The 24,784-nt window shown below is 70.9% G+C and carries 22 protein-coding genes and 1 tRNA gene; 16 read left to right on the forward strand and 7 right to left on the reverse strand.

From position 1 onward, the window contains the following. Positions 1-35: 35 nt before the first annotated feature. A complete protein-coding gene (locus ABZ738_RS26045; protein ID WP_357217287.1) occupies positions 36-1,388 on the reverse strand; it encodes a pentapeptide repeat-containing protein in 1,353 nt (450 codons plus the stop codon). Positions 1,389-1,537: 149 nt separating this feature from the next. Here ABZ738_RS26045 and ABZ738_RS26050 point away from each other — a divergent pair, with 149 nt between their 5' ends. Together ABZ738_RS26050 and ABZ738_RS26055 are read left to right on the forward strand one after the other, a co-directional pair. Then, on the forward strand, positions 1,538-2,341 hold the full coding sequence (locus tag ABZ738_RS26050; RefSeq protein WP_131053951.1) for a TerC family protein: 804 nt from the start codon (positions 1,538-1,540) through the stop codon (positions 2,339-2,341). 235 nt (positions 2,342-2,576) lie between these two features. Further along, the gene (locus ABZ738_RS26055; RefSeq protein WP_357217291.1) at positions 2,577-3,476 is read left to right on the forward strand and encodes an alpha/beta fold hydrolase; all 900 of its coding nucleotides are present in this window, start codon (positions 2,577-2,579) and stop codon (positions 3,474-3,476) included. 164 nt (positions 3,477-3,640) lie between these two features. Here ABZ738_RS26055 and ABZ738_RS26060 read toward each other — a convergent pair whose 3' ends face one another. Beyond that, the gene (locus ABZ738_RS26060; RefSeq protein WP_176094845.1) at positions 3,641-4,513 is read right to left on the reverse strand and encodes an aldo/keto reductase; all 873 of its coding nucleotides are present in this window, start codon (positions 4,511-4,513) and stop codon (positions 3,641-3,643) included. 293 nt (positions 4,514-4,806) lie between these two features. On the opposite strand from ABZ738_RS26060, the gene ABZ738_RS26065 reads away from it, so the two are divergent. From ABZ738_RS26065 to ABZ738_RS26085, 5 genes are all read left to right on the forward strand, one after another. Next, positions 4,807-5,175 (forward strand): YciI family protein, encoded by a 369-nt coding sequence (locus ABZ738_RS26065; protein ID WP_117227117.1) that lies wholly within the window; start codon positions 4,807-4,809, stop codon positions 5,173-5,175. Between the two features lie 255 nt (positions 5,176-5,430). After that, positions 5,431-6,879 (forward strand): pyruvate kinase, encoded by a 1,449-nt coding sequence (pyk, locus tag ABZ738_RS26070; protein WP_131053954.1) that lies wholly within the window; start codon positions 5,431-5,433, stop codon positions 6,877-6,879. Then, the gene (locus ABZ738_RS26075; protein ID WP_176094844.1) at positions 6,876-7,763 is read left to right on the forward strand and encodes an acyl-CoA thioesterase II; all 888 of its coding nucleotides are present in this window, start codon (positions 6,876-6,878) and stop codon (positions 7,761-7,763) included. The genes pyk and ABZ738_RS26075 overlap by 4 nt, the downstream gene beginning before the upstream one ends. A 60-nt stretch (positions 7,764-7,823) precedes the next feature. Beyond that, the gene (locus tag ABZ738_RS26080) at positions 7,824-8,285 is read left to right on the forward strand and encodes an Rrf2 family transcriptional regulator (RefSeq protein ID WP_131053955.1); all 462 of its coding nucleotides are present in this window, start codon (positions 7,824-7,826) and stop codon (positions 8,283-8,285) included. 217 nt (positions 8,286-8,502) lie between these two features. Beyond that, positions 8,503-9,477 (forward strand): sulfite exporter TauE/SafE family protein, encoded by a 975-nt coding sequence (locus tag ABZ738_RS26085; RefSeq protein ID WP_357217299.1) that lies wholly within the window; start codon positions 8,503-8,505, stop codon positions 9,475-9,477. Between the two features lie 108 nt (positions 9,478-9,585). Here the strand turns inward: ABZ738_RS26085 and ABZ738_RS26090 are convergent, their stop codons facing one another. After that, positions 9,586-11,016, reverse strand: coding sequence for a pyridoxal-dependent decarboxylase (locus ABZ738_RS26090; protein ID WP_236145734.1), 1,431 nt, complete (start codon positions 11,014-11,016; stop codon positions 9,586-9,588). Positions 11,017-11,228: 212 nt separating this feature from the next. Between ABZ738_RS26090 and ABZ738_RS26095 the strand changes: the two genes are divergently transcribed. Beyond that, entirely contained in the window at positions 11,229-13,478 is a 2,250-nt protein-coding gene (locus ABZ738_RS26095) for a cellulose binding domain-containing protein (protein WP_357217303.1), read from the forward strand. 234 nt (positions 13,479-13,712) lie between these two features. Here the strand turns inward: ABZ738_RS26095 and ABZ738_RS26100 are convergent, their stop codons facing one another. Both ABZ738_RS26100 and ABZ738_RS26105 read right to left on the reverse strand, forming a co-directional pair. Further along, positions 13,713-14,729 (reverse strand): LLM class flavin-dependent oxidoreductase, encoded by a 1,017-nt coding sequence (locus tag ABZ738_RS26100; protein ID WP_131053249.1) that lies wholly within the window; start codon positions 14,727-14,729, stop codon positions 13,713-13,715. Between the two features lie 44 nt (positions 14,730-14,773). Next, a complete protein-coding gene (locus ABZ738_RS26105; RefSeq protein WP_131053250.1) occupies positions 14,774-15,253 on the reverse strand; it encodes an Lrp/AsnC family transcriptional regulator in 480 nt (159 codons plus the stop codon). Between the two features lie 102 nt (positions 15,254-15,355). Here ABZ738_RS26105 and ABZ738_RS26110 point away from each other — a divergent pair, with 102 nt between their 5' ends. After that, positions 15,356-16,513: a PLP-dependent aspartate aminotransferase family protein gene (locus ABZ738_RS26110; protein ID WP_131053251.1), complete on the forward strand. Its 1,158-nt coding sequence runs from the start codon at positions 15,356-15,358 to the stop codon at positions 16,511-16,513. A 15-nt stretch (positions 16,514-16,528) separates the two neighbouring features. Here ABZ738_RS26110 and ABZ738_RS26115 read toward each other — a convergent pair whose 3' ends face one another. Continuing rightward, positions 16,529-17,263 carry a transcriptional regulator gene (locus tag ABZ738_RS26115; protein ID WP_236145735.1) on the reverse strand — a complete coding sequence of 245 codons (735 nt, stop codon included), beginning with the start codon at positions 17,261-17,263 and terminating at the stop codon, positions 16,529-16,531. A gap of 47 nt (positions 17,264-17,310) precedes the next feature. Beyond that, positions 17,311-17,393 (reverse strand) — tRNA-Leu (locus tag ABZ738_RS26120). Between the two features lie 81 nt (positions 17,394-17,474). Here ABZ738_RS26120 and ABZ738_RS26125 point away from each other — a divergent pair. From ABZ738_RS26125 to ABZ738_RS26155, 7 genes are all read left to right on the forward strand, one after another. After that, positions 17,475-18,098 (forward strand): response regulator, encoded by a 624-nt coding sequence (locus tag ABZ738_RS26125; protein ID WP_131053253.1) that lies wholly within the window; start codon positions 17,475-17,477, stop codon positions 18,096-18,098. A 55-nt stretch (positions 18,099-18,153) separates the two neighbouring features. Then, complete coding sequence (locus ABZ738_RS26130) at positions 18,154-19,380, forward strand: hypothetical protein (protein WP_357217311.1); 1,227 nt, start codon at positions 18,154-18,156, stop codon at positions 19,378-19,380. Between the two features lie 364 nt (positions 19,381-19,744). Then, positions 19,745-20,896 (forward strand): branched-chain amino acid ABC transporter substrate-binding protein, encoded by a 1,152-nt coding sequence (locus ABZ738_RS26135; protein WP_131053255.1) that lies wholly within the window; start codon positions 19,745-19,747, stop codon positions 20,894-20,896. 61 nt (positions 20,897-20,957) lie between these two features. Next, positions 20,958-21,941, forward strand: a complete 984-nt coding sequence (locus tag ABZ738_RS26140) for a branched-chain amino acid ABC transporter permease (RefSeq protein ID WP_131053256.1) — start codon at positions 20,958-20,960, stop codon at positions 21,939-21,941. Continuing rightward, positions 21,938-23,095, forward strand: a complete 1,158-nt coding sequence (locus ABZ738_RS26145; protein ID WP_131053257.1) for a branched-chain amino acid ABC transporter permease — start codon at positions 21,938-21,940, stop codon at positions 23,093-23,095. Before ABZ738_RS26140 ends, ABZ738_RS26145 begins: the two co-directional genes overlap by 4 nt. After that, entirely contained in the window at positions 23,088-24,047 is a 960-nt protein-coding gene (locus tag ABZ738_RS26150; RefSeq protein ID WP_176094837.1) for an ABC transporter ATP-binding protein, read from the forward strand. The genes ABZ738_RS26145 and ABZ738_RS26150 overlap by 8 nt, the downstream gene beginning before the upstream one ends. After that, positions 24,037-24,747, forward strand: a complete 711-nt coding sequence (locus tag ABZ738_RS26155) for an ABC transporter ATP-binding protein (protein WP_131053259.1) — start codon at positions 24,037-24,039, stop codon at positions 24,745-24,747. The genes ABZ738_RS26150 and ABZ738_RS26155 overlap by 11 nt, the downstream gene beginning before the upstream one ends. Positions 24,748-24,784 lie beyond the last annotated feature (37 nt).

Here is a 24,784-nt window from a genome sequence, read left to right on the forward strand (position 1 = left end):
CCGGGGCGGGGGAGTCGAGGTCGGACTGCGCGCGTTCACGGATCGGTGAGCAGGAGCCAGTCGTCGTCCAGGGGCGCGACGGTGGTGCCGTCGGGCCAGACGTGGGCGGCGGACGCCGTCGCGCGGGCCCGGTCGACCCGGGGGCGGTGGGCCAGCGTGGCGGACTCGAAGCTGACCGGGCCACCGAAGCGGGCGCGACCGAAGTTCGCCGTGCCGGGGAAGCGGGCACCGGTGAACCAGGCGTCGGTGGCGAACTCGGTCCAGCGGAACAGGGCCAGGTCGGCGAAGAGGGTGTCGCGGAAGTCGGCGTGGCCGCCGAAGACGGTGTGCTCCATGGAGAGTCCGCCGAGGAACGACGCCCGGCCGAAGTCGGCACCGCCGCCGAACGTGGTGTGGTCGAAGGTCACCGAGCGGCGGAACGTGGCGCCGCGCCAGGAGGTCTCGCCGAGCACGGCGCGCCGGGCGGAGAGCCGCCCGCCGAACTCGGCGCCGTCGGCGTGCAGCCCGCCGGTGATCCGCGCACCGTCCAGGACGACCTCCGCGTCGCCGGTGACCGCGTCCAGCACCAGCTCGTCGAAGGTGGCCGCCAGCACCAGCCGGCCACCGAGGCGGGCACCGCCGAACCGGGTGACGCCGGTGCAGGTCGCGCCGGTCAGGTCCGCGTCGTCGAGGGTGCACCCGGAGGCGTCGAGGTCGTGCAGGCGGGCGCCGGTCAGGTCCAGCCGCATACCGGGCCAGAACGCGTCGCCGTCCGCGCGCAGGCGCGCGGTCACCACCCGCTGCGCGGTACGCCGTACCTCCGACTCGCGCGCGTCGTCGTCCGGCGGCATCCGCAGGTACGCGCAGAGCACCGCCACGATGGTCGTGCGCTGTGCCGGGTTGTCCTGACCGAGGCGTTCCAGGGCGTGCAGTCCGCCGAGGCGTACCGCGGCGTTGTCGTTGCCGAGCAGTTCGACGGCCCGGGTGTACAGCTCGGTGAGTCGGCGCTCGGCGGCGTCGTACGCGGCGGCCTCGGCCTGCCGTTCCTGGTGCCGCTGCCCGGCCTCGGCGACCGCCTCGACGTGCGCCTGCACCCGGTCGCGGTGTTCCTGGTCCCGTGCGGCGACGGTCTCCTGGTGCCGCTGCGCCCGCTCGTTGATCCACTGTCGGCGGGCGGCGAGCAGCAGGGCGAGCCCGCCGCCGGTGCCGGCAACCACCGTCAGGCCGGTGCGGATCGCGTCGATACGCAGGCCGGCCCGGGTGTCCGGTGCGGCGGCCCGGTCGGCCTCGCCGAGCAGCCAGTCCAGCACCCACCAGCCGAGCAGGGCGGCCACCAGCAGCCCGATCAGGATCAGCCACCACGGCATGACCCGGAGACGCTCTTCATCGGAGGGCGAGGTGCCGCGCACGGCTCACAGCATGCCATCGCGCCGCACCCTGCGCGGGTGCCGACCGCCTGGGGTTGCGGCGGAACCTCCGGCGCGGTACGCCATGCGTACGCAGATCCGCCGATGGCTCCGGGTGCCGACCCGGCGGCGGTCTGGAAGTCGAGGATGGAATGGAATTCCTGACCAGTCCCGAGCTGTGGATCGCGTTCGCGACCCTGCTCCTGCTGGAGATCGTGCTGGGCATCGACAACGTCGTGTTCATCTCGATCCTGTCCGGCCGGTTACCTGAGCACCAGCAGGCCCGCGCCCGGATGATCGGTATCTCGCTCGCCCTGATCACCCGTCTGATCCTGTTGGCCTCGTTGTCCTGGATCATCGGCCTGACCGCTCCGCTGTTCACCGTGCTCGGTCAGGAGATCTCCGGGCGGGACCTGATCCTGCTGCTCGGCGGGTTGTTCCTGGTCGGCAAGGCGACGTACGAGATCCACGAGCACCTGGAGGGATCCGACCACGCCAAGTCGGGCAAGAAGGCCGCCTCGTTCAGTGTGGTCATCGCGCAGATCCTGGTGCTGGACGTGGTCTTCTCGCTCGACTCGGTGATCACCGCGGTCGGCATGGTCGACGAACTCGCCATCATGGTGGCCGCCGTGGTGATCGCCATGATCATCATGTTGGTCTCGGTCAATGCGGTGAGCAGTTTCGTCAACCAGCATCCGACGGTCAAGATGCTCGCCCTGTCGTTCCTGCTGATCATCGGTGCGAGCCTGATCGCCGAGGGCCTCGACCAGCACATCCCGAAGGGCTACGTGTACGGCCCGATCGCCTTCTCGATCTTCGTGGAGTTCCTCAACCTGCGGGTCCGGTCGCGTCAGCGACGCCGACAGGAGAACCAGCCGGTGCAACTGCACCCGACGTACGTCAAGAACGGTCCGGCCCGACCCGAGCCCGAGCCGGAGAAGGCTCCGGCCGGCTGACGCCCGTACCACCCTGGACGCCGCACGCACCCGGCCGGTGCGTGCGGCGTCCGCCGTTCCGCGGTGCGCTCCGCTCTCCGCGGTGTTCGTGGGGTGGCGGCGAAGAGATCGCTACCCGCGCGTAACTTTTCATTGACGTTTCCGGATTGTGGCCCGCATCATCGAGGCACGGTCGATCGGACACCCCCACCGCCTCCACCCGGCAACCCCGGGATCCCCCTTGGGAGGTGCAGCGATGCTGCTCCGAAAGGCTGTCCCCGTCCTGGCCCTGGCCCTCGCCACCGTCCTGGCCTCCCCGGCCGCCGCCACCGCCGAGCCCGTCCCCGACACGTCAACGGCAGGTGCCGCCACCGATCGCTCGGTCCTGGCCGATACCGGTCCGGTCGGTTCTGACCTGGCCGGCTCTGGCCCGGCGGGTGCCGCCCCCGATCACGGCGGCGCGGCGGGATCCGCCGACGGCCTGCGGGCCCTTGCCGGGGCCAACCCGGTCATCGTCGTCGGCGGGCTCAGCGGCTTCGCCGCCGTCTACGAACCGCTCGCCGCGCGGCTGCGCGCCGACGGGTACCGCGTCTGGATCTATCCGCTGCCGAACCTCGGGCTCGGCGACATCACCACGTCCGCCGGAAGCCTGCGCGGTTTCGTCGGCCAGGTCCGCGCCAGCACCGGCGCGGCAAAGGTCGACCTGGTCGCCCACTCCGAAGGCGGCCTGGTCAGCCGCTACTACATCAAGAACCTGGGCGGCGGGGACGCCGTCGGACGCTACGTCAGCCTGGGCACCCCGCAGTACGGCACGTACGTCGCCAACATCGTGGCCTTCCTCGGCCTGGGCAGTTGTGCGGGAGTCGTCGCCTGCCAGCAGATGACGATCGGCTCGCCGTTCCTCGCCGCGCTGAACGCCGGTGACGACACCCCCGGTGACGTCCGTTGGACCACCGTGCGTACCCGGCAGGACGAACTGGTGCGCCCGGTCGACAACGCCACGCTGGCCGACGGGGCGACGAACGTGTTGATCCAGTCCCGGTGTCCACTCCGCGTCGTCGGGCACCTCGGCCTGGTGACCGACGGCACCACGTACTCCGTGATCCGCCAAGCCCTCCGCGACCAACCCGTCAACCCCGCCTGCCTGGCCCTCTGACCCCCGCCCTCCGCCCCGCCCGTCCCTTCCGCCCCGCCGATCATGGAGTTGTGGTGCAGGAGTAGTGGTGATTGCCACCCTTTGTCCCTGCCGCAACTCCATGATCGGCGCGGTGGGCCGGCGCGCGGAGGCCGTGGTGCGGTGGGTCGTGGCGCGGGGGTGGGTCAGGTGGCGGTGGCGAGGGACTCGTACTCGGCGTCGGTCAGCTCTATGGTGGCGGCGGCGACGTTCTCCTCCAGGTGGGCCACCGACGAGGTGCCGGGGATCGGCAGCATCACCGGCGAGCGGCGCAGCAGCCAGGCGAGCGCGAGCTGGGCGGGCGTCGCGCCGTGCTCGGTGGAGATGGCGTCCAGCGGTCCGCCGGGGCGGGCCAGCTCGCCGGTGGCGATCGGGAACCACGGGATGAACGCGACGTCGTTCGTCTCGCAGTAGGTCAGCACCTCCTCGGCGCTGCGGTCGGCCACATTGTAGAGGTTCTGCACCGAGACGATCGGCGCGATCCGGCGGGCCGCCTCGACCTGCGCGACGGTCACCTCGGAGAGCCCGATGTGCTGGATCTTGCCTTCCTGGCGCAGCAGCACCAGCTCGCCGAGCTGGTCCTCCAGTGGCACCTTCGCGTCGATGCGGTGCAACTGGTAGAGCGCGATGCTCTCCAGGCCCAGGTGGCGCAGGCTCAGCTCGCACTGCTGGCGCAGATACTCCGGCCGGCCCACCGGGCGCCACACGCCCGGGCCGCCGCGGGTCAGACCGGCCTTGGTCGCGATGACCAGATCGTCGGCGTACGGGTGCAGTGCCTCCCTGATCAACAGCTCGGAGACGAACGGGCCGTACGAGTCGGCGGTGTCGATGAAGGTGACGCCCAGGTCGTACGCCCGGCGCAGCACCCGGACCGCCTCGGCCGGGTCCTTCGGGTCACCCCAGACGCCCGGTCCGGTGATCTGCATGGCCCCGTAGCCGAGCCGGTCGACGGTCAGCTCGCCGCCGATGCGGTAGGTGCCGGAGGACTTCGCGGGTCGCGGGTCGGTGTCGCTCGCCATTCGCCGTTCCCATCGTGTCGTTCGTCGGTGACCGCGTCGGTCACCCTGGAGTACACCTTTCCCCTGGTGCGGCGGTTACACCGGCGCGGGCGGGTACCCGATCGTGGCCCCACCGGAGGCTGACGACCAACCGGGCGGGCCGGGCCGGCTCCGAGGTCGACCGGGGTCGGATCCGAGTCGACCGGGGGCGAATCCGTTGAGCGGCCGGTGCCGGTCACCGGTGGCGTGAGACGCTCAGGAACACCGCCGTGCGTGCCACCGCAGGGCGCGGGTGAGCTGCGGAAAGGAACGTGATGGCAGGAGAGCCGCGGGTCGACTTCGCGCTCGACACGTTCGAGTGCATCGTGCTGTATCCCGGTGCCGCCGGGCGGGCGTTGCCGGCGGAGACCATCCAGCGCCTCCAGGCCGAGCACGCCGAGCACATGGCGGCGTTGCAGCGCCGGGGGATCATCCTGGTGGCCGGCGCGGTGGACGGCAACGACGCCCGGGAGCCGGATCCGCCGCTCGGCTTCGGGCTGGCGCGCACCGGCTCCGTGGACGACGTACGCAGTGTGATGGAGGCCGACCCGGCCGTGCAGGCCGAGCTCTACCGGGTGGACGTGATGACCTTCCTCTGCCCGGCGGGCTCGTTGGAGTTTCCGCTGGCCAAGACGGAGAGCTGAGGCGGGGACGGGATCCGCTGGCCGATCTTCGTATCGTGATGTCGCGAGCACTCTCGGTCACCGGAGTGGAGCGCCTCGCCGCCCATTGGTGTCAGGGGCGTACCATTCCGGCGCGCGGTCGCTGTTGCCCGCCGTTGACGTCCGGTGCGGCTTTCGCCCGCCGGCTGCGCGCGTTACGGCGCGCAGCGTTGGACAATCGTTCCGCAATGCGCAAGGGGTCGGCCCGTGGTCCGACCTGGAGGAGAGACTAGCCTGATGGGCGTGACACGCCGCGCGAAGATCGTCTGCACTCTTGGCCCCGCCACCTCGTCGCCCGAGCGCATCCGTGGGCTCGTCGAGGCCGGCATGAATGTGGCGAGGCTCAACTTCAGCCACGGCAGCCACGCCGATCACGAGTCCGTCTATCGACTCGTCCGGGAGGCGGCCGAGGCGACCGGTCAGCCGGTGGCGATCCTGGCCGACCTGCAGGGACCGAAGATCCGGCTGGGCCGGTTCGCCGACGGGCCGCACGAGTGGCGTACCGGCGACTCCGTCGTGATCACCGGCGACGAGATCCTGGGCAGCAAGGAGCGCGTCTCCTGCACCTACCGCCGCCTTCCGCAGGAGGTCAAGCCCGGTGACCGGCTGCTGATCGACGACGGCCGGGTGGCCGTCGAGGTCACCGACGTGACCGGCAACGACATCCGGGTGCTGGTCACCGAGGGTGGGCCGGTCAGCAACAACAAGGGCGTCTCGCTGCCCAACGTCGCGGTCAGCGTGCCGGCCCTCTCCGAGAAGGACGCGGCCGACCTGCGGTTCGCGCTCGGTCTCGGTGTCGACCTGGTGGCGCTCTCGTTCGTCCGCTCCGCCGACGACATCAAGCTCTGCCACGCGATCATGAGTGAGGTCGGCGTGCACCGGCCCGTACTCGCGAAGGTCGAGAAGCCGGAGGCCGTCGACCACCTGGAAGCGATCGTGCTGGCCTTCGACGGGGTCATGGTCGCCCGTGGCGACCTCGGCGTGGAACTGCCGCTGGACGAGGTCCCGCTGGTGCAGAAGCGCGCCGTGCAGCTCTGCCGCGAGAACGCCAAGCCGGTCATCGTCGCCACCCAGATGCTCGACTCGATGATCGAGAACTCGCGCCCGACCCGCGCCGAGGCCTCCGACGTGGCCAACGCCGTGCTCGACGGCGCCGACGCGGTGATGCTCTCCGGCGAGACCAGCGTCGGCAAGTACCCGGTGCTCACGGTCAGCACCATGGCCAAGATCGTCACCACCACCGAGGCCGGGTCCATCGCCGTGCCGCGACTCCAGCACGACCCGCGTACCCACGGCGGGGCGCTGACCGTCGCCGCCTCCTCCATCGCCCGGGCCATCGGGGCCAAGGCGCTGGTCGCGTTCTCGCAGACCGGTGACACCGTGCGCCGGTTGAGCCGGCTGCACTGCGACCTGCCGCTCCTGGCCTTCACCCCGGTCCCCGAGGTGCGGCAGCAGCTCGCCCTCTGCTGGGGCGTGGAGACCTTCCTGATGCCGTTCGTGCAGCACACCGACGACATGTTCCGGCAGGTCGACCAGGCGCTGCTCGGCCTCAACCGGGGCAACCCCGGCGACCTGGTGGTGGTCGTGGCGGGCAGCCCGCCCGGCAGCCCCGGCTCGACCAACACGCTGCGGGTGCACCAGCTCGGATCGCTCGTCGACGCCGCCACCGCGAGGGCGTTGCAGTGACCGACGGCGAGGGGACCATCGTCGGCCAGGCCGCCGTCGACCAGCTGCTTGAGGTGCTCGACCTGGAGTCGACCGGCACCATGTCGTTCCGGGGGATGAGCCCCCCGGTCGGCCCGCAGCGGGTCTACGGCGGCCAGGTCGCCGGCCAGGCACTGGTCGCGGCCGGGCGCACCGTCGCCCCGGACCGGGTGGTCCACTCGCTGCACGGCTACTTCGTTCGCGCCGGGGACCCGGCCGAGCCGATCGCGTACGAGGTGGAGAACATCCGCGACGGCCGGTCCTTCTCGGTACGCCGCTCGGTCGCCCTGCAACACGGCAAGCCGATCTTCTTCATGTCCGCCTCGTTCCAGCGGCACGAGGAGGGGCTCGACCACCAGACTCCGGTCCCGCCGGACGTGCCCGCCCCGGACGCCGTGCCGACGATGTCCGACCGGCTGGCCCGTTATCCCGAGCGGCTCGGCATCTGGGGGCAGATCCCGCGCCCCATCGACGTACGCTACGTCGGCGAACCCGGTTGGGTACGCCCCGGCGACCGGCCGGCCGATCCGCACCAACGGGTGTGGATGCGCATCGACGGCAAACTCCCCGACGACCCGCTGCTGCACGCCTGCGCCCTCACGTACGCCTCCGACCTGACCCTGCTCGACTCGGTGCTCTCCGTGCACGGCGAGGTGTGGGGGCCGGGCGGGGTGGTCGGTGCGAGCCTGGACCACGCCCTGTGGTTCCACCGCCCGTTCCGCGCCGACGAATGGTTCCTCTACGACTGCGGCAGCCCGTCCGCCTCCGGTGCGCGCGGGCTGGCCACCGGCCAGTTGTTCACCGTCGACGGCCGGCACATCGCCAGCGTGGTGCAGGAGGGACTGCTGCGTCGGGTGGGCGAGTGAGACCGATCGGCCCAGGGGTGATCGTCCAGGTGGATCGGGCGGCCCGCTAACCTGTCCGGCATGCGACTCTCCGCTCGGGTGGACTACGCCCTCCGCGCGGTCACCGAGCTGGCCTCGGTGACCGGGTCCGGGCGCGGTCGCCCGGTGACCGCCGACCAGATCGCCCGGGCCCAGGAGATCCCTCCGAAGTTCCTGGAGAGCATCCTGTTGCAGATGCGTCGGGGCGGCATCGTGCAGGCGCAGCGGGGACCCGAGGGTGGCTACTGGTTGGCCCGTCCGGCGGAGGAGATCTCCCTGGCCGAGGTGATCCGGGTGATCGACGGACCACTGGCCCACATCCGTGGCCAGCGCCCCGAACAACTCGGCTACCACGGCGCGGCCCGCGCCCTGCAGGACGTCTGGATCGCCCTGCGCGCCAGCGAGCGTCAGATCCTCGAACTGGTCACCGTGGCCGACGTGGCCCAGGGCACCCTGCCCGAACAGGTGACCAAACTGGTCGCCGACCCCCGCGCCTGGACCTGATCCCGTCCACCAGGGCAGCCGACGCCCCTCATCGTGGCAGCGTGGGTGGTCCCGGGGCCCGACGTGTCGTGCAGGTGCACTGCCACGATCGCGCGTGCGGTCCGGGGCGCCGTGTCCGGGTGTCGTCCCACTGACCGATCAGGGGGTTGACCGGAGGGCACTGCGTACCGCATTCTCGACCAAGTTGATAGGAGATGCCGAAAAGTAGGGGGCGTCCGTGCGCAAGTTGCTCGTCATCGCACTGGTCGGGCTGGCCGCACAGCTGGTCGACGGTGCGCTCGGCATGGCCTACGGACTGACGTCCACGACCCTGCTGCTGGTGGTCGGCATCGCGCCGGCTGCGGCGTCCGCCTCGGTGCACCTGGCCGAGATCGGCACCACGCTCGCCTCCGGGGCGGCGCACTGGCGGTTCGGCAACGTCGACTGGCGGGTGGTGCGCCGCATCGCCCTGCCGGGCGCGATCGGCGCGTTCGCCGGGGCCACCTTCCTCAGTTGGCTCTCCACCGAGTCGGCCGCCCCCTGGATGGCCGCCATTCTGTTCACCCTCGGCGCGTACCTGCTCGTCCGGTTCTCCCGGCCGCTGCGCCGCAACCCGGCCGCGGGCCAGCTGCGCGGCCGTTTCCTCGGCCCGCTCGGGCTGGTCGCCGGTTTCGTCGACGCCACCGGCGGCGGCGGATGGGGCCCGGTCGCCACGCCGGCCCTGCTGGCGTCCGGGCGGATGGAGCCGCGCAAGGTGATCGGCTCGGTGGACACCTCCGAGTTCGTCGTCGCCTCCTCGGCCAGCCTCGGCTTCCTGATCGGCCTCGGCACCGAGGGCTTCCTGCTGCCGATCGTGCTCGCCCTGCTCGCCGGTGGTCTGATCGCCGCGCCGATCGCGGCCTACCTGGTGCGGATCATCCCGGCCCAGATGCTCGGCGCGGCGGTCGGCGGCGTGATCGTGCTGACCAACGCCCGCGTCCTGCTGGGCGCCGCCGAGGTGCCCAGCGCCGTGCCGGTGGTGGTCTACGTGCTGCTGGCCGCCGGCTGGGTGGCCGCGCTGGTGCTGGCGGTGCGGGTGCTGCGGCGGACCCGCCGCGAGGAGGCACTCGCGGCCACCGCACCGGTCGACGGTGCCGCGTCGCCCGCCGAGGCAGACGCCACGCCAGCCGAGGCTGAGGGCGGCACCCGTGCCCTCTCCGGCGCGGACCGCTGACAGCCCGCCCGTCGTCCCCGGCCGCACCGCCCTCGGCGATCCGACTCCCGGATCGCCGAGGGACTGCCCGCGCCGCCGTCGGCGGATGCCCGGCCCGACGCCGGTGACTCAGTCGGCGGCGGTACGCGTAGCCTGCGAGATCAGCTCCCACGCCTGGTCCACGTGGACCTCGGTGGTCTGCGGCGCACCGACGGCCAGCCGCAGCGTGTACCGGCCGGCGACCCGGGTGTGCGTCAGATGGACGCGACCGGTGGCGTTCACCGCCGCCAGCAGCCGCTCGTTCGGCTCGTCGTCGCCCCGCAGCCGGAAACAGACCAGCGCGTACGGGTGCCCGGTGACCAGCTCGAAGCGGTCGTCGGCGCGTACCCGGTCGGCGAAGCGGGCGGCCAGGGTGACCCCGCTGCGGATGTGCGCGCGCAGCCCCTCGACGCCGTACCAGCGCAGCACGAACCAGAGCTTGAGCGCGCGGAAGCGCCGACCGAGCGGCACCTGCCAGTCCCGGTAGTCGATCACCGCACCGGACTCGGTGGCCGCGTTGCGCAGGTACTCGGGCAGCACGGTCAGCGCCTCGACCAGCTCACCGGCGTCGGCCACCCAGAACGCGTCACAGTCGAAGCCGGTCAGCAGCCACTTGTGCGGATCGAAGCAGTAGGAGTCGGCGTACTCCAGTCCGTCGTGGCCGGACCGCAGCTCGGGGCAGACCGCCGCCGAGCCCGCGTACGCGGCGTCGACGTGCAGGAAGACGCCGTGCTCGGCGCAGACCGGCCCGATCTGCGGCAGCGGGTCCACGGCGGTGGTGGAGGTGGTGCCGACGGTCGCCACCACCAGGGCGGGGACCACCCCGGCGGCGATGTCCGCCTCGATCGCGGCCCGCAGCGCCGTCGCCGACATGGCCCGGGTCTCCGGGTCCACCTCGATCAGCCGTACGCCCTCGGCGCCGAGCCCGGCGATCCGGGCGGCCTTCTCCACGGAGGAGTGGCCCTCGGTGGAGGTGTAGACCCGGTACCGTCGGTCCACGCCGACCTGTCGCCAGCGTCCCCGCGCGGCCCGGTGCAGCGCCACCAGGGTGGCGACCAGCGTGGCGGAGGAGGCGGAGTCCTGGATGACCCCACCGCCGGGGCCGCTGGAACGGAACTTGCGCGGCAGCTCCATCAGGTCGGCCAGCCAGTCGAGCAGCACCGTCTCCATCTCGGTGCAGGCCGGGCCGGTGGCCCAGAGCATCCCCTGCACGCCGAGCCCGGCGCTGACCATGTCGCCCAGCACGCTGGGTCCGCTGGTGTTGGCCGGGAAGTAGCCGAAGAAGCCGGGATGCTGCCAGTGGGTGAGCCCGGGTGTCACCAGCGAGTCCAGGTCGGCGAGGAGCGCCTCGATGGGTTCACCGTGCGTCGGCGGCCCGGCCGGTAATCGGGCGGCGACGGTGCCGGGTGGATCCGGCGAGGTGACCGGACGCTTGTCGAGGGTGGCCCAGTAGTCGGCGATCCAGTCGACGACCGCGTACCCGGCCTGGCGGAACTCGTCCGGTGTCATGTGCGCTGGCATGCCGGAAGTCGATCAAGAAGTGGGCGCGGTGGCAAGCATACGGCGTGATTGTGCCGAGAAAGCGCTTGCCATAGCATCACAGCTGCGCGGGGCCGCGTAGACCGACATCGATGCGTCGGGATCTCTGCCTTCCAGCGCGGGACGTCACCGTCGGACAGGGCACGCCGTCGGACAGGCGGGAACCGCGCGTGACCTCCTCCGGAGGGACGACCATGCCTCGCACCACCCGCCGAACCGCGCTGCTGGCCACGGCCACCGCCACCATCCTCGCGGCCGGAGGGCTGACCACCCTCACCGCGTCGGCCGCCGCCGCCGGCTGCCGCGTCGACTACCGGGTCACCAACCAGTGGTCCGGCGGCTTCGGCGCCGACGTCACCGTGACCAACCTCGGTGATCCGCTCACCGGCTGGACCGTCACCTGGACCTGGCCCGCCGGTCAACAGGTCAGTCAGGCCTGGAACGCCACCGTCAGCCAGTCCGGCACCCAGGTCACCGCCCGCAACGTGGATTACAACGCCACACTCGGCACCAACGCCAGCACCGCCTTCGGCTTCAACGGCTCCTGGTCCGGCACCAACCCCGCACCGACCGTCTTCGCCGTCAACGGCACCACCTGCACCGGCACGACCCGACCGACCACCACGCTGCCGCCCGTCACACCCACCCCGACCACGCCGCCGCCGACCACACCACCGCCCACCACCCCGCCGGCCGGCGCGATGCAGGCGGAGAACATCGACCGGGGGCTGGTCAGCGTCCGCGCCGGCACCGGCAACCTGGTCTCCTGGCGCCTGCTGGGCACCGAGACCTCCGGGGTGGCGTTCCACCTCTACCGGGGCGGCACCCGGGTCACCGCCAGCCCGCTCACCGGCGCCACCAACTACCTGGACAACGGCGCCGCCGCCGGAAGCGCGTACACCGTGCGGGCCGTCGTCGACGGCGTCGAACAAGCCGCCTCGGCGCCCGCGCTCCAGTTCCCCGCCGGCTACCTGGACGTGCCGTTGCAGATCCCGCCGGGCGGCACCACTCCCAGCGGCGAGGCCTACACCTACGCCGCCAACGACGCAAGCGTCGGCGACCTCGACGGCGACGGCCGCTACGAGTTCGTCGTCAAGTGGGACCCCTCCAACGCCAAGGACAACGCCCAGTCCGGCTACACCGGCAACGTCTACGTCGACGCGTACACCCTGACCGGCACCCGCCTGTGGCGCATCGACCTGGGCCGCAACATCCGGGCCGGCGCCCACTACACCCAGTTCCAGGTGTACGACTACGACGGCGACGGCGACGCCGAGGTCGCCATGAAGACCGCCGACGGCACCCGCTCCGGCACCGGCCAGGTCATCGGCAACGCCGGCGCCGACCACCGCAACTCCAGCGGGTACGTGCTCGCCGGCTCCGAGTACCTGACCATGTTCGACGGCCGCACCGGCACCGCCCTCTCCACCGTGGCCTACGACCCGCCGCGCGGCACCGTCTCCTCCTGGGGCGACAACTACGGCAACCGGGTGGACCGGTTCCTCGCCGCCACCGCCTACCTCGACGGACAACGCCCCTCGCTGATCATGGCCCGGGGCTACTACACCCGCGCGGTGATCGCCGCCTGGGACTTCCGCAACGGCAGCCTGACCAAACGCTGGACCTTCGACTCCGACGCCTCCGGCAACGGCGCCGCCGCCGGCCAGGGCAACCACAACCTCTCCGTGGCCGACGTCGACGGCGACGGCCGACAGGAGATCGTCTACGGCGCCGCCACCATCGACGACAACGGCCGCCTGCTGCACTCCACCGGCACCGGCCACGGCGACGCCATGCACGTCGGCGACCTCGACCCGGCCCGCCCCGGCCTGGAGGTCTTCAAGGTCAACGAGAGCGGCAGCCAGCCCAGCTCCTACCTCGCCGACGCCCGCACCGGACAACGCATCTGGTCCACCCCGGCCGCCGGCGACAACGGCCGGGGCGTCGCCGGCGACATCTGGGCCGGCAGCCCCGGGGCCGAGTCCTGGTCGTCCGCCGTCAGCGGCCTGACCAACACCCGAGGCCAGAACGTCGGCCGCAAACCGTCCTCCACCAACTTCCTGATCTGGTGGGACGGCGACCCGGTACGCGAACTGCTCGACGCCACCCGCATCGACAAGTACGGCCCCGACGGCGACACCCGCCTGCTCACCGGCAGCAACGTGGCCTCGAACAACGGCACCAAGTCCACGCCCGCGCTCTCCGCCGACATCCTCGGCGACTGGCGGGAGGAGGTCGTCTGGCGGACCAGCGACAACCGGGCCCTGCGCGTCTACAGCACACCCACGCAGACCGGCATCCGCCTGCCCACCCTCATGCACGACCTGCAGTACCGGGTCGCCGTCGCCTGGCAGAACACCGCCTACAACCAGCCGCCGCACCCGAGCTTCTTTCTCGGCGACGGCATGAGCACCCCGCCGGCACCCCGCATCTACCTGCGGTGACGTCGAAGGTGAGACAGTACTAGGCAGAGAAACGGACAGGCACCGGGCCGCGATCGCGGAATCCGCACAACCGCAGCCCGGTGCCCCACACCGCGGCACCCCCGACCCGTCCCGACCGGGGAGTGCCGTACCACCACCGGTAATAAAGTTAGGCGGGCTCCGCGTCGCGAGGGTGACGCTGTCGTGAAGATCGTGTTTCGTGCCCACCGAACCGCTGTGACCTGGGTTACTGCCTCAGCGCCGCAAGCCCCCGGCCACCTCGGTCGCGATCAGCTCGAACGACCGCACCCGGTCGACCACGTCGTACACCATCGCGGTCAGCATCAACTCGTCCGCACCGGTACGCGCCAGCAACTCACCCAACTGCCGTCGCACCGTCTCCGGCGACCCGGTCGCCTGACCCTCCCGGCGCTGCACCAAGAACTCCCGCTCCAGGTCCGTGTACGGATACGCCGCCGCCTCCTCCGGCGTGGCGAGCGGCTCCGGCCGCCCCGACCGCAACCGCAGGAACGACAACCCCGCCGGCCCGGACAGCCACTCGGCACGCTCGTCGGTCTCCGCGCAGACCGCGTTCACCGCCACCATCGCGTACGGCCGCTCCAACCACTGCGACGGGCGGAAACTCTGCCGGTACAACGCCAACGCGGGCAGCGTGTTCTGCGCGCTGAAGTGATGCGCGAACGAGAACGGCAACCCCAGCGCACCCGCCAACCGGGCACTGAACCCGCTGGACCCGAGCAACCACACCGCCGGCCGCTGCCCCCGACCCGGGGTGGCCGTGATCGGCCCCGACCCGTCCTCGCTGAAGTACTCCATCAGGTCGGCCAGCTCCCGGGGGAAACCCTCCGCCGACAACCCCTCCATCGTCCGGCGCAACGCCAACGCGGTCACCTGGTCGGTGCCCGGCGCGCGACCGATACCCAGGTCGATACGGCCCGGATGCAACGCCTCCAGCGTGCCGAACTGCTCCGCGACCACCAACGGCGCGTGGTTCGGCAACATCACCCCGCCCGACCCGAGACGGATGTTCTCGGTGTGCGCGGCCAGGTGCGCGAGCAGCACCGCCGGCGCCGACGACGCGATGGCCGGCATGTTGTGGTGCTCGGCCACCCAGAATCGGCGGTAGCCCCACTCGTCGGTGCGCCGGGCCAACTCGGTGGTGTGCCGCAACGCCTCGGTCGCGGAGCCGCCGGCCGCGACAGGGGCCAGGTCAAGGACAGACAACGGTACGTCGATCACACGGCTGCCCAACCCGGCGGATGCCACATTTGTTCCCCACCGGCGGCCGACGTGAATCAGCCCATCCCGCGCGCCTGCTCGAAGATCAGGCTGGTCTGGCTGTGCTGCACGGCCGGATCCACGGCCAGGTAGTCGAGGACGAAGTCCCGCAGCGCCTCCGCCGACGCCGCCCGCACGTGCAACACGTAGTCCTCCGCCCCGGCCACGTGGAACACCGACACCACCCCCGGCAACCGGACCGAACGCGTCCGGAACGCGTCCACCGCCGCCCGCGCGTGCTCGGTCAACCGCACCGACACCAGCGCCTGCAACGGCAACCCCACCGCCGCCGGGTCCACCTCGGCGTGGAAACCCCGGATCGCCCCGCACTCCCGCAACGCCCGGGTCCGCGCCAGACACGTCGACGGCGCCACCCCCACCCGCTCGGCCAGCGCGTTGTTCGGCAACCGACCGTCGGCGGCCAGCTCGGTCAGGATCGCGCGATCGGTGTCGTCCAGGGCCGCGAACGGCCGCACATCGTTCGGAACGAGGGGCATGAAGCCATCCTCCACCGAACATCCTCACTGTGGATAGGGTTAACAGCGAATGATCTTCGGAAGTATTGCCCTCCCGGCGCGAGATGTTCGATCCTTGCCGCCATGACGACCGTGGACACCCGTGCCGTGCACGCCGGCCGCGACGACCTCGCCGCGCTGGGCGTCCACGTGCCCCCGATCGACCTCTCCACCACCAACCCGCTGCCCTCGGTCCACGACGGCGGCGACGCGTACGAACTCCTCGCCACCGGCGGCACCCCGCCACCCGGCACCAGCGCCGTCTACCAGCGGCTCTGGAACCCCACCGTGGCCCGTTTCGAGACCGCCCTCGCCGAACTCGAAGGCACCACCGACTCCGTCGCCTTCGCCAGCGGCATGGCCGCACTCACCGCCGCACTGCTCGCCGCCACCCGCGACGGGAAACGACACCTGGTCGCCGTCCGCCCGCTCTACGGCGGCACCGACCACGTGCTCGCCACCGGCCTGCTCGGCACCGACGTCACCTGGGCCCGCCCCGACGAGGTCGCCGCCGCCGTACGCCCCGACACCGCCCTGGTCGTCGCCGAGACCCCCGCCAACCCCACCCTCGACCTCGTCGACATCCGCACCCTCGCCGACGCCGCCGGCGACGTGCCGCTGCTGATCGACAACACCGTCGCCACCCCGGTCCTCCAACAACCCGCCCGCCACGGCGCCGCGCTCGTCCTGCACAGCGCCACCAAGAGCATCGGCGGACACGGCGACGTCCTCGCCGGAGTCGTCGCCTGCGACCCCCGGTGGGCCGCCCGGCTGCGCCAGGTCCGCGCGCTCACCGGCGCGGTCCTGCACCCGCTCGGCGCGTACCTGCTGCACCGGGGCCTGCAGACACTGCCGCTGCGGGTCCGCGCCCAACAGGCCGGCGCGGAGAAAATCGTCGCCTGGCTCGCCGACCACCCCGCCGTCGAGCGCGTGCACCACCCCGGAATCGACGACCCCGCCGGGCTCATCGGCCGCCAACTCGCCGGCCCCGGCAGCCTGCTCGCCTTCCGGGTACGCGGCGGCGCACCCGCCGCGGCGGCGGTCGCCGGCGCCTGCCGGCTGATCACCCACGCGGTCTCGCTCGGCGGCGTCGACACCCTGATCCAGCACCCCACGTCGCTGACCCACCGCCCGGTCGACGGGGACGCGAAACCCGACGGCGGCCTGCTGCGGCTCTCGGTCGGTCTGGAGGACCCCGAGGACCTGCGCGTCGACCTGGCCCAGGCACTCGCCGTCGCCTGACCCGTCGGGGCGCGGTCAGGACTTCGGCCCGACGTGGCGGTCCAGCACGGCGACCGCCTCCCGGCGCGCGACGGAGAGACTGTTGTGGCGGTTCATCCGCCAGGCCACCCCGAGCAGGTCCAGCGCCCACTGGCACAACCCCATGATGTCGGCCGACTCGTTGACGAACATGTAGCGCGGATAGACGTACGTCCGGCCCCGCACCGTGACCCGGTTGGCGCAGCGGGTCCCGTCGGAGTGGAAGAGGCCACGGACAAAGTGGCCCGCGTGTTCATTCAGGATCTCCCACTGCCAGGAGGTGAGGACGATCGGGCGCTGATGCTTCTTGCCCGGCCCGTGTTGTGGGAGAAGGCACGGCCAGTGGTTGCCGGTGCTCTGTATCGCGACACAGCCCTGCTTCTTGACGCGCTGGACCTTGTTGGCTAGCACCGCCCGCATAGCCGTGTCGCAGGCCTCGATCAGGTCCGGCCAGGCGTCGGCGCAGTAGATTCGCAGCACCGGTACCCGGTCGGTCGTGACGAGGTGTCCGTCGCCGAGATAGAGGCCGAGCAGATAGGCGTAGGACGCAGGGGCCGCCGGCCCGTCCTGGTCGGGGCGGCACCGGAAGCAACGGTCGGCACTGCTGACCATCGTCGGCTCCGAGCGGTCGACGCACCAGTGCCATACGGTGGTGTAGGGGAGTGAGAGGGCGCGCGCCGCCGAGCGGATGTTGTGGCCCTGGGCGAGAAGGTCGCGGACACGTGCCCGCATCTCAGGAGGATGCACGACGACATCATCGAACGCATGTATGACAAAAGTGCCGGGAGCGGGATTCGAACCCGCAAGCCCTTTCGGGCAGAAGTGTTTGAGACTTCCGTGTATGCCGTTCCACCATCCCGGCGGGTGGGGCTTACTGTACCCGACTACGCTCGTGCGGGAGCATGGGTGGTAGCCGTGCAAAAAACGATCGTGGGAGTGGCTCGTGGCCGAGACGCAGACGGATGCCGCGCGCAGGCGGGTACTGATCGCCGAGGACGAGGCGCTGATCCGACTGGACCTGGCCGAGATGTTGGCCGAGGAAGGCTACGAGGTGGTCGGGGAGGCCGGCGACGGCGAGACCGCCGTACGCCTGGCCGAGGAGCTGAAGCCCGATCTGGTCATTCTCGACATCAAGATGCCGATCATGGACGGACTGGCCGCCGCCGAGCGGATCGCGGGCGCCCGGATCGCCCCGGTGATCATCCTGACCGCGTTCAGCCAGCGTGACCTGGTCGAGCGCGCCCGGGCGGCCGGCGCGATGGCGTACCTGGTCAAGCCGTTCCAGAAGTCCGACCTGGTGCCGGCGGTGGAGATCGCCCTCTCCCGTTACTCGGAGATCGCCGCGCTGGAGGCCGAGGTCGCCGGGCTCAACGACCGGCTGGAGGTTCGCAAGACCGTCGAGCGGGCCAAGGGCGCGTTGATGACCACCTACAACATGACCGAGCCGCAGGCGTTCAAGTGGATCCAACGCACGGCGATGGACCACCGGATGACCATGAAGGAGGTCTCCGAGCGGATCCTCGCCGAGACCGCCGGTGGTGGCGAGGTCACCCGACCGGCTCCCTGACCGCCCGCCGTCACGGGGCAGTCGCGGGGTCCGGCGGCCGTTAGCATCTGGCGGCATGGGTGCCCGGCGTTCCACGCTGACGCGGCGATCCGGGGCGCGTCGGGTGGGCGTGTTCCGTGTTCGGCGGTTGTTCCTGGTGGTGTGTGGCCTGCTGGCGGTGACGCTGGCGGGGTGTCCGACGCCGCAGCGGGACGACGCCGGCCCGGGGCCGGCGCGGCTGTCCTGGGAACGGGTGGAGGTGCCGAACCCGTCGGAGTCGGGCCGGGTCCTGGTGCGGGACCTGGCGGTGTGTTCCGGTCACTGGTATGCGGCCGGGGCGGTGGCGGATCCGGCGGGTGCGACCCGTCCGGCGGTCTGGTCCAGTCTGGACGGTGCGACGTGGACGCCGGTGCCGGTGATCGCGGATTCGTTCTACGGGCGGCAGAGCGTGCTGTTCTCGGTCGGCTGTCGGGACGGCGCGGTCGCCGCGGTCGGCGGCAAGGTCGGCGGTGCGCACGGCAATCCCCGGGTGAGCACCTGGTGGCAGCGTCGGGACGGCACGCTGGTCGAGGTGGCGGCGTCGTTCGAGCTGTACGGCGGCCCGAAGGCGGTCACCGTGTCCCGGCTGACCGGCGGCCCGGACGGGTGGTTGATCGTCGGGAACCGGGCCAGCGGGGCGGCGGCGTGGGTGTCGCCGGACGCGGCGGAGTTCGCGATCGTCGAGGGCGCCCCGGAGCTGGCCAGTGACGGCCAGGGCGTGACCTGGGCGTTCGACGCGGTGGCCGGGCCGTCCGGCTGGTTGGCGGTGGGTGGGCTGCTGGCGCCGGGGCGGATCGACCGGGATCCGGCGGCGTGGACCTCCTCGGACGGGCGTACCTGGCGACGGACGGTCCTGCCGGGCGGCCAGGAGTACGAGGAGATGCAGCGGGTGGTCCTGGTGGACGGGGTGCCGCTGGGAGTGGGGCTGCGCGGGCGGGCGTTCGGCGCGTGGCGTCAGGACGCGGCCGGGTGGACGGCGGCGGGCGGGTTCGGCCAGGTGGACGGCGGGGTGCCGTCGGTCGGTGGGGTGGCGGTGTCCGCCGGGCAGGTGCTGGCGGTGGTCTCCGACGGCGAGCGGTACGGCGGTTGGCTCTCCGGTGACCGGGGCGACAGGTGGCGGTCGGTGGAGTTGCCGGTGGCGGCGCCGGTCGGGGCAGCGCGGGCGGTGGCCCTGTCGGCCGAGGGTGGGCGGTGGTGGTTGGCGGTCGACGACGGGGCGCAGACCTCGGTGTGGGTGGGGAGGCTCGACCCGCCTTCGGAGTGAGGTGGCCGTCACTCTCGGTGGTTTTCGGAGCGGAAACCTGATCTTCACGTGGGCGCCCTACGGCATGTCTGTCCGGGTGTGTCGGCGGTGTTCCGGGGTGTTCCAACTGGCGGACAGGTATCGGCTAACGACCGGTCAGCGGATTGACCTGTTACGGGAGTGGCAGGGTTGACGTCTCTCTTCGTAACGGTTTCGCAGACCCCGCTCCGACCTCTTCCTTGGCCGAATGAGTGTGGGTACGCTCCGCCAGCACGAGCCGTAATGCAGGGGGCGTCCCTGCCCGGTGTGCGGTGGACGGGCCACACCTTGTCGCCGCCCCGCCGGGTCCCGGTGCCCACCTGCTTCTGGAGGAGGTCAGGAAGCCGTGAGGCGAAGCTATTCAAGGGCGCTGGGTACTGCCGCGCTCGCCGCGGTGCTGGTCGCCGCCGCCGGGTGTCAGGACGCCGGTGGTAGCGGCGACAACACCGCGTCCGGTGACTGCGGTGGCAAGATCGCCATCTTCGGTGCGTTCACCGGTGACAACGCGGGTCTGGTGCTGCCGTCGCTGAACGCCGCGAAGCTCGCGATCAAGCAGCACAACGAGGCGAACGCCGACTGCAAGGTCGAGATGGTCGAGTTCGACACCCAGGGTGACCCGGCGCAGGCCACTCCGGTCGCGAACCAGGTCGCGGGTGACACCTCGTTCCTCGGTGTCATCGGTGGTCACTTCTCCGGTGAGTCGGACGCCACCATGCCGGTCTACGAGGCCGCCGGTCTCGTGATGGTCGCCCCGTCGGCGACCCGGACCGACCTGACCCAGAAGGGCAACAAGTCCTTCTACCGGGTGGTCGGCAACGACGGCACCCAGGCGGGCGCCGTGGCGACCTACCTCAAGGGCGAGAACGCGCAGCGCGTCTTCCTGATCGACGACGCCAGCGCCTACGGTGCCGGTATCACCGCCGAGCTGACCAAGAACCTGGGCGCCACGGTCGCGGCGAGCGACAAGATCCAGGAGCGGCAGTCGCAGTTCGAGGCGACGATCTCCAAGATCAAGGCGGCGAACGCCGACTTCGTCTTCTACGGTGGCTACACCCGTGAGGCCGCGCCGCTGGTCCGCCAGATGCGTGCCGCCGGTGTGCAGGCGAAGTTCATCGGTCCGGACGGTCTCTACGACCCGGCCTTCCCGGCCGGTGCGTCCGGTGGCGCCGACGGCTCCATCATCACCTGCCCGTGCCTCCCGCCGGACAAGGCCGGTGGCACCTTCACCGCCGACTACCAGGCCGAGTACGGCCAGCTGCCGGGTTCGTACGGTGCTGAGGGCTTCGACGCCGCGCAGATCTTCATCGACGCCTTCAAGGACGGCAAGAAGTCCCGTGCCGAGATCCTGGAGTTCGTGAAGAACTACGACAAGCAGGGCGTGTCGAAGTACATCAAGTTCGACGCCAACGGCGACGTGGACCCGTCGAGGGTCGTCATCTGGGCGTACCAGATCAAGGGCACGGAGATCTCTCCGCTGCAGGAGCTCAAGCTCAGCTGACGAACAGTATCGGGGTGCGGCCGGGGTGATCCCCCGGCCGCACTCGATGCAAGGAGACCTGGTGAATTTCGCGGACCTCTTCAGCCACATCGGTCAGCACACCGTCGACGGGTTGTCCAAGGGGGCGATCTATGCCCTGATCGCTCTCGGCTACACCCTGGTGTACGGCGTCCTGCGCCTGATCAACTTTGCTCACTCCGAGGTCTTCATGGTCGGTACCTTCGCGGTGCTCGGCCTCTGGACCGCACTCGGGGTGGAGAACAACCCGCCGCTCGGCCAGGCGGTGCTCTTCCTGGTACTCGGCCTGATAGTCGCGGCGATAGCCTCCGGCGGTACGGCTCTGGCGATCGAACGGGTCGCGTACCGACCGTTGCGGCGCAAGAACGCGCCGCCCCTCATCTTCCTGATCACCGCGATCGGTCTGTCGTTGGTACTGGTGGAGGTCTTCGGCCTGGTGCTGCCGAAGCTGCTGGGCGACCTGGTGCCGTCCATGTTCGGCCGGGGCCGGATCATCCTCGGCATGCCGACGATCATCGAGCAGAAGACGCTCTTCACGATCGGCAACACGGAGATCAACAATGTTCAGTTGATCGTGATCGTGTCCGCCGTGGCGATGATGGCGGTGCTGGACTGGTTCATCAACCGCACCCGGTACGGCCGGGGTGTGCGGGCGGTGGCGCAGAACCCGGAGACGGCGGCCCTGATGGGCGTCAACCAGGAGCGCGTGATCATGCTGATCTTCGTGCTCGGTGGCATCATGGCGGGCGCGGCGGCGCTGTTGTGGGGCATGCGTTTCGGCTTCACGCAGAACAGCATCGGTTTCGTGCTCGGCCTCAAGGCGTTCACCGCAGCCGTTCTCGGCGGCATCGGTAACCTACGCGGCGCGTTACTGGGTGGGCTGTTCCTCGGCATCGTCGAGGTCTACGGCGCCACCATCTTCGCGTCCAACTGGGAGGACGTCATCGCCTTCGTGGTGCTGGTCATCGTGCTGATGTTCCGCCCGACCGGCATTCTGGGCGAGTCGCTGGGGAGGGCCCGAGCATGATCGACAAGATTCGTGACCTGGACCGTAAGCGCACCAACGCCCTGCACTCGGTCGGCGACCGGTGGCGGGCGTTGCCGAAGTGGCAGCGGGCGCTGTCCTTCGTGGCCTTCGTGATCTTCCTCTACTACCTGCCGCTGCTCGGCATTCCCGGCCTGACCTGGCTGCGGACCGACTCGATCTCGGGTGGTAGCAACTGGGCCGGTGTGCTCTTCACCTGCGCCGTCTACGTGCTGGTGGCGATCGGTCTCAACGTCGTGATCGGCCTGGCCGGTCTGCTGGACCTGGGGTACATCGGCTTCTTCGCCATCGGCGCGTACGCGGTGGCCCTGTTCGGCTCGGTGAACTCGCCGGTCGTGAAGTGGATCCAGGCGGAGTTCAACCTCCCGACGACCTGGGCGGTGGCCTGGGCGATCTGTGTGTTCATCGCGTTGGTGATGTCGCTGATCTCCGGGGTGATCCTGGGCTGGCCGACGCTGCGGCTGCGCGGTGACTACCTGGCCATCGTGACGCTCGGCTTCGGCGAGATCATCCGGATCGTGGCCCGTAACCTGGAGGGTGTCACCCGGGGCCCGCAGGGCATCTCGGCGATCCCCGGCCCGGAGGGTCCGCCCTCGCCGGACAACCAGATCTTCGGCCTGGTCGACGTCAAGCCGTGGTACTGGCTGGCGATCACCGTCGTACTGCTCATGGTCTTCGCGGTGCGCCGGCTGGAGAACAGCCGGGTCGGCCGGTCCTGGCTGGCCATCCGGGAGGACGAGGACGCCGCGGCGGTGATGGGCGTCTACCCGTTCAAGTTCAAGCTCTGGGCGTTCGCCATCGGTGCGGCGCTCGGCGGTTTCGCCGGCTTCCTCTTCGCCAGCCGCTACGCCTTCATCGACCCGACCCAGTTCAACGTGAACCTGTCCATCCTGTTCGTGGCGATGGTCGTGGTCGGTGGGTCCGGCAACATGGTGGGCGTCTCGGTGGGCGCGGTGCTGCTGGCCTACCTTCCGGAGCGGTTCCGTGAGGTCGCCGACTACCGGTGGCTGGCCTTCGGTCTGGCCATGGTGCTGGTGATGATCCTGCGTCCGCAGGGCCTGATCCCCAGCACGCGCCGGGCCCGCGAGCTGAAGGACCGTGCGGCGGAGGCAGAGGAGGCGCCCGCTCATGTCTGACGAGACCAACACCCCGTCCGACGCGACCGAGACCACGGCGGCGCCGAAGATCCCGGCGCAGCCGGGACCACGCAAGACGCTGCTGGAGATCGACGACGTCACGCTGCGCTTCGGTGGCGTGGTCGCGCTCAACGGAATCAGCTTCGAGATCAACGAAGGCGAGATCCTCGGCCTGATCGGGCCGAACGGTGCCGGCAAGACCACCTGCTTCAACGTGATGACGGGGGTCTACAAGCCGACGTCGGGCGCGGTCCGGTTCCGCGGTGAGCGGGTCACCGGCCGTAAGCCGCACCAGATCAGCCGGTTGGGCATCTCCCGGACGTTCCAGAACATCCGGTTGTTCCCGGAGATGTCCGCGCTGGAGAACGTCATGGTCGGGACGGACTCCCGGCACAAGACGAGCGTGCCCGGCGCGCTGTTCCGGCTCTACCGGGTGCGGCCCAAGGAGGAGGAGCTGCCGCAGGTCACCGCCTCCGGCGGGATCGTGCGGACCTGGCAGCAGGTGCGGCGTACCTTCGCCAAGACCTTCGGTCTGTCCCGCCACATCCTGGAGGAGCGGGCCGCCGAGGACAAGGCGATGGAACTGCTGCGCTTCGTCGGCATCGCCGACCGGGCGAACGACGCGGCGCGCAACCTCCCGTACGGCTACCAGCGACGACTGGAGATCGCCCGGGCGCTCGGCACCGAGCCGAAGCTGCTCTGCCTGGACGAGCCGGCGGCCGGGTTCAACCCGGCCGAGAAGGAGGATCTGCTCGGGCTGATCCGCCGGATCCGGGACAAGGGCGTGACGGTGCTGCTGATCGAGCACGACATGCGGCTGGTGATGGGTGTCACCGACCGGATCGTGGTGCTGGAGTTCGGCACCAAGATCGCCGATGGTCTTCCGGCCGAGGTCAGTCGAGACCCGCGGGTGATCGCGGCGTACCTGGGGGAGCCCGCCGATGCTGCTTGAGTTGAACGACGTCAGCGTCTCGTACGGTCGGATCGAGGCGTTGCACGGCATCAGCCTCACCGTCAACGAGGGCGAGGTGGTGGCCCTGATCGGTGCCAACGGCGCCGGCAAGACCACCACCATGCGGGCGATCTCCGGTATCCGTTCGCTCTCCGGTGGCCGGATCACCTTCGACGGCGAGGACATCAGCAAGCTCCGTGCCGACCTGCGGGTGGTCCGGGGCCTGTGCCAGTCGCCCGAGGGTCGGCAGATCTTCCCCGGCATGACGGTGCTGGAGAACCTGGACATGGGGGCGTACACCCGGCGGGACCACGCCGGCATCGCCGCCGACCTGGAGAAGGTGCTGGAGCTCTTCCCCCGGCTGCGCGAGCGGCGCAAGCAGGCCGGTGGCACGCTCTCCGGTGGTGAGCAGCAGATGCTCGCCGTCGGCCGGGCACTGATGAGCAGGCCGAAGCTGCTGCTGCTGGACGAGCCGTCGATGGGCCTGGCCCCGATGATCATCCAGCAGATCTTCGACATCATCGTGGAGATCAACCAGCAGGGCACCACGGTGCTGCTGGTGGAGCAGAACGCGCAGCAGGCGCTCTCCCGCGCGCACCGGGCGTACGTCCTGGAGACCGGGCGGATCGTCAAGGAGGGGACCGGGCAGGAGCTTCTGCACGACCCCTCGATCAAGGAGGCGTACCTGGGCGTGGCCTAGTCGCCGCGTGCCGTCGACGGCCGCCCGTCCCCGCGTC

Origin of the sequence: Micromonospora sp. NPDC047793 (assembly GCF_040642635.1) — a bacterium.
Classification (GTDB): Bacteria; Actinomycetota; Actinomycetes; order Mycobacteriales; family Micromonosporaceae; genus Micromonospora.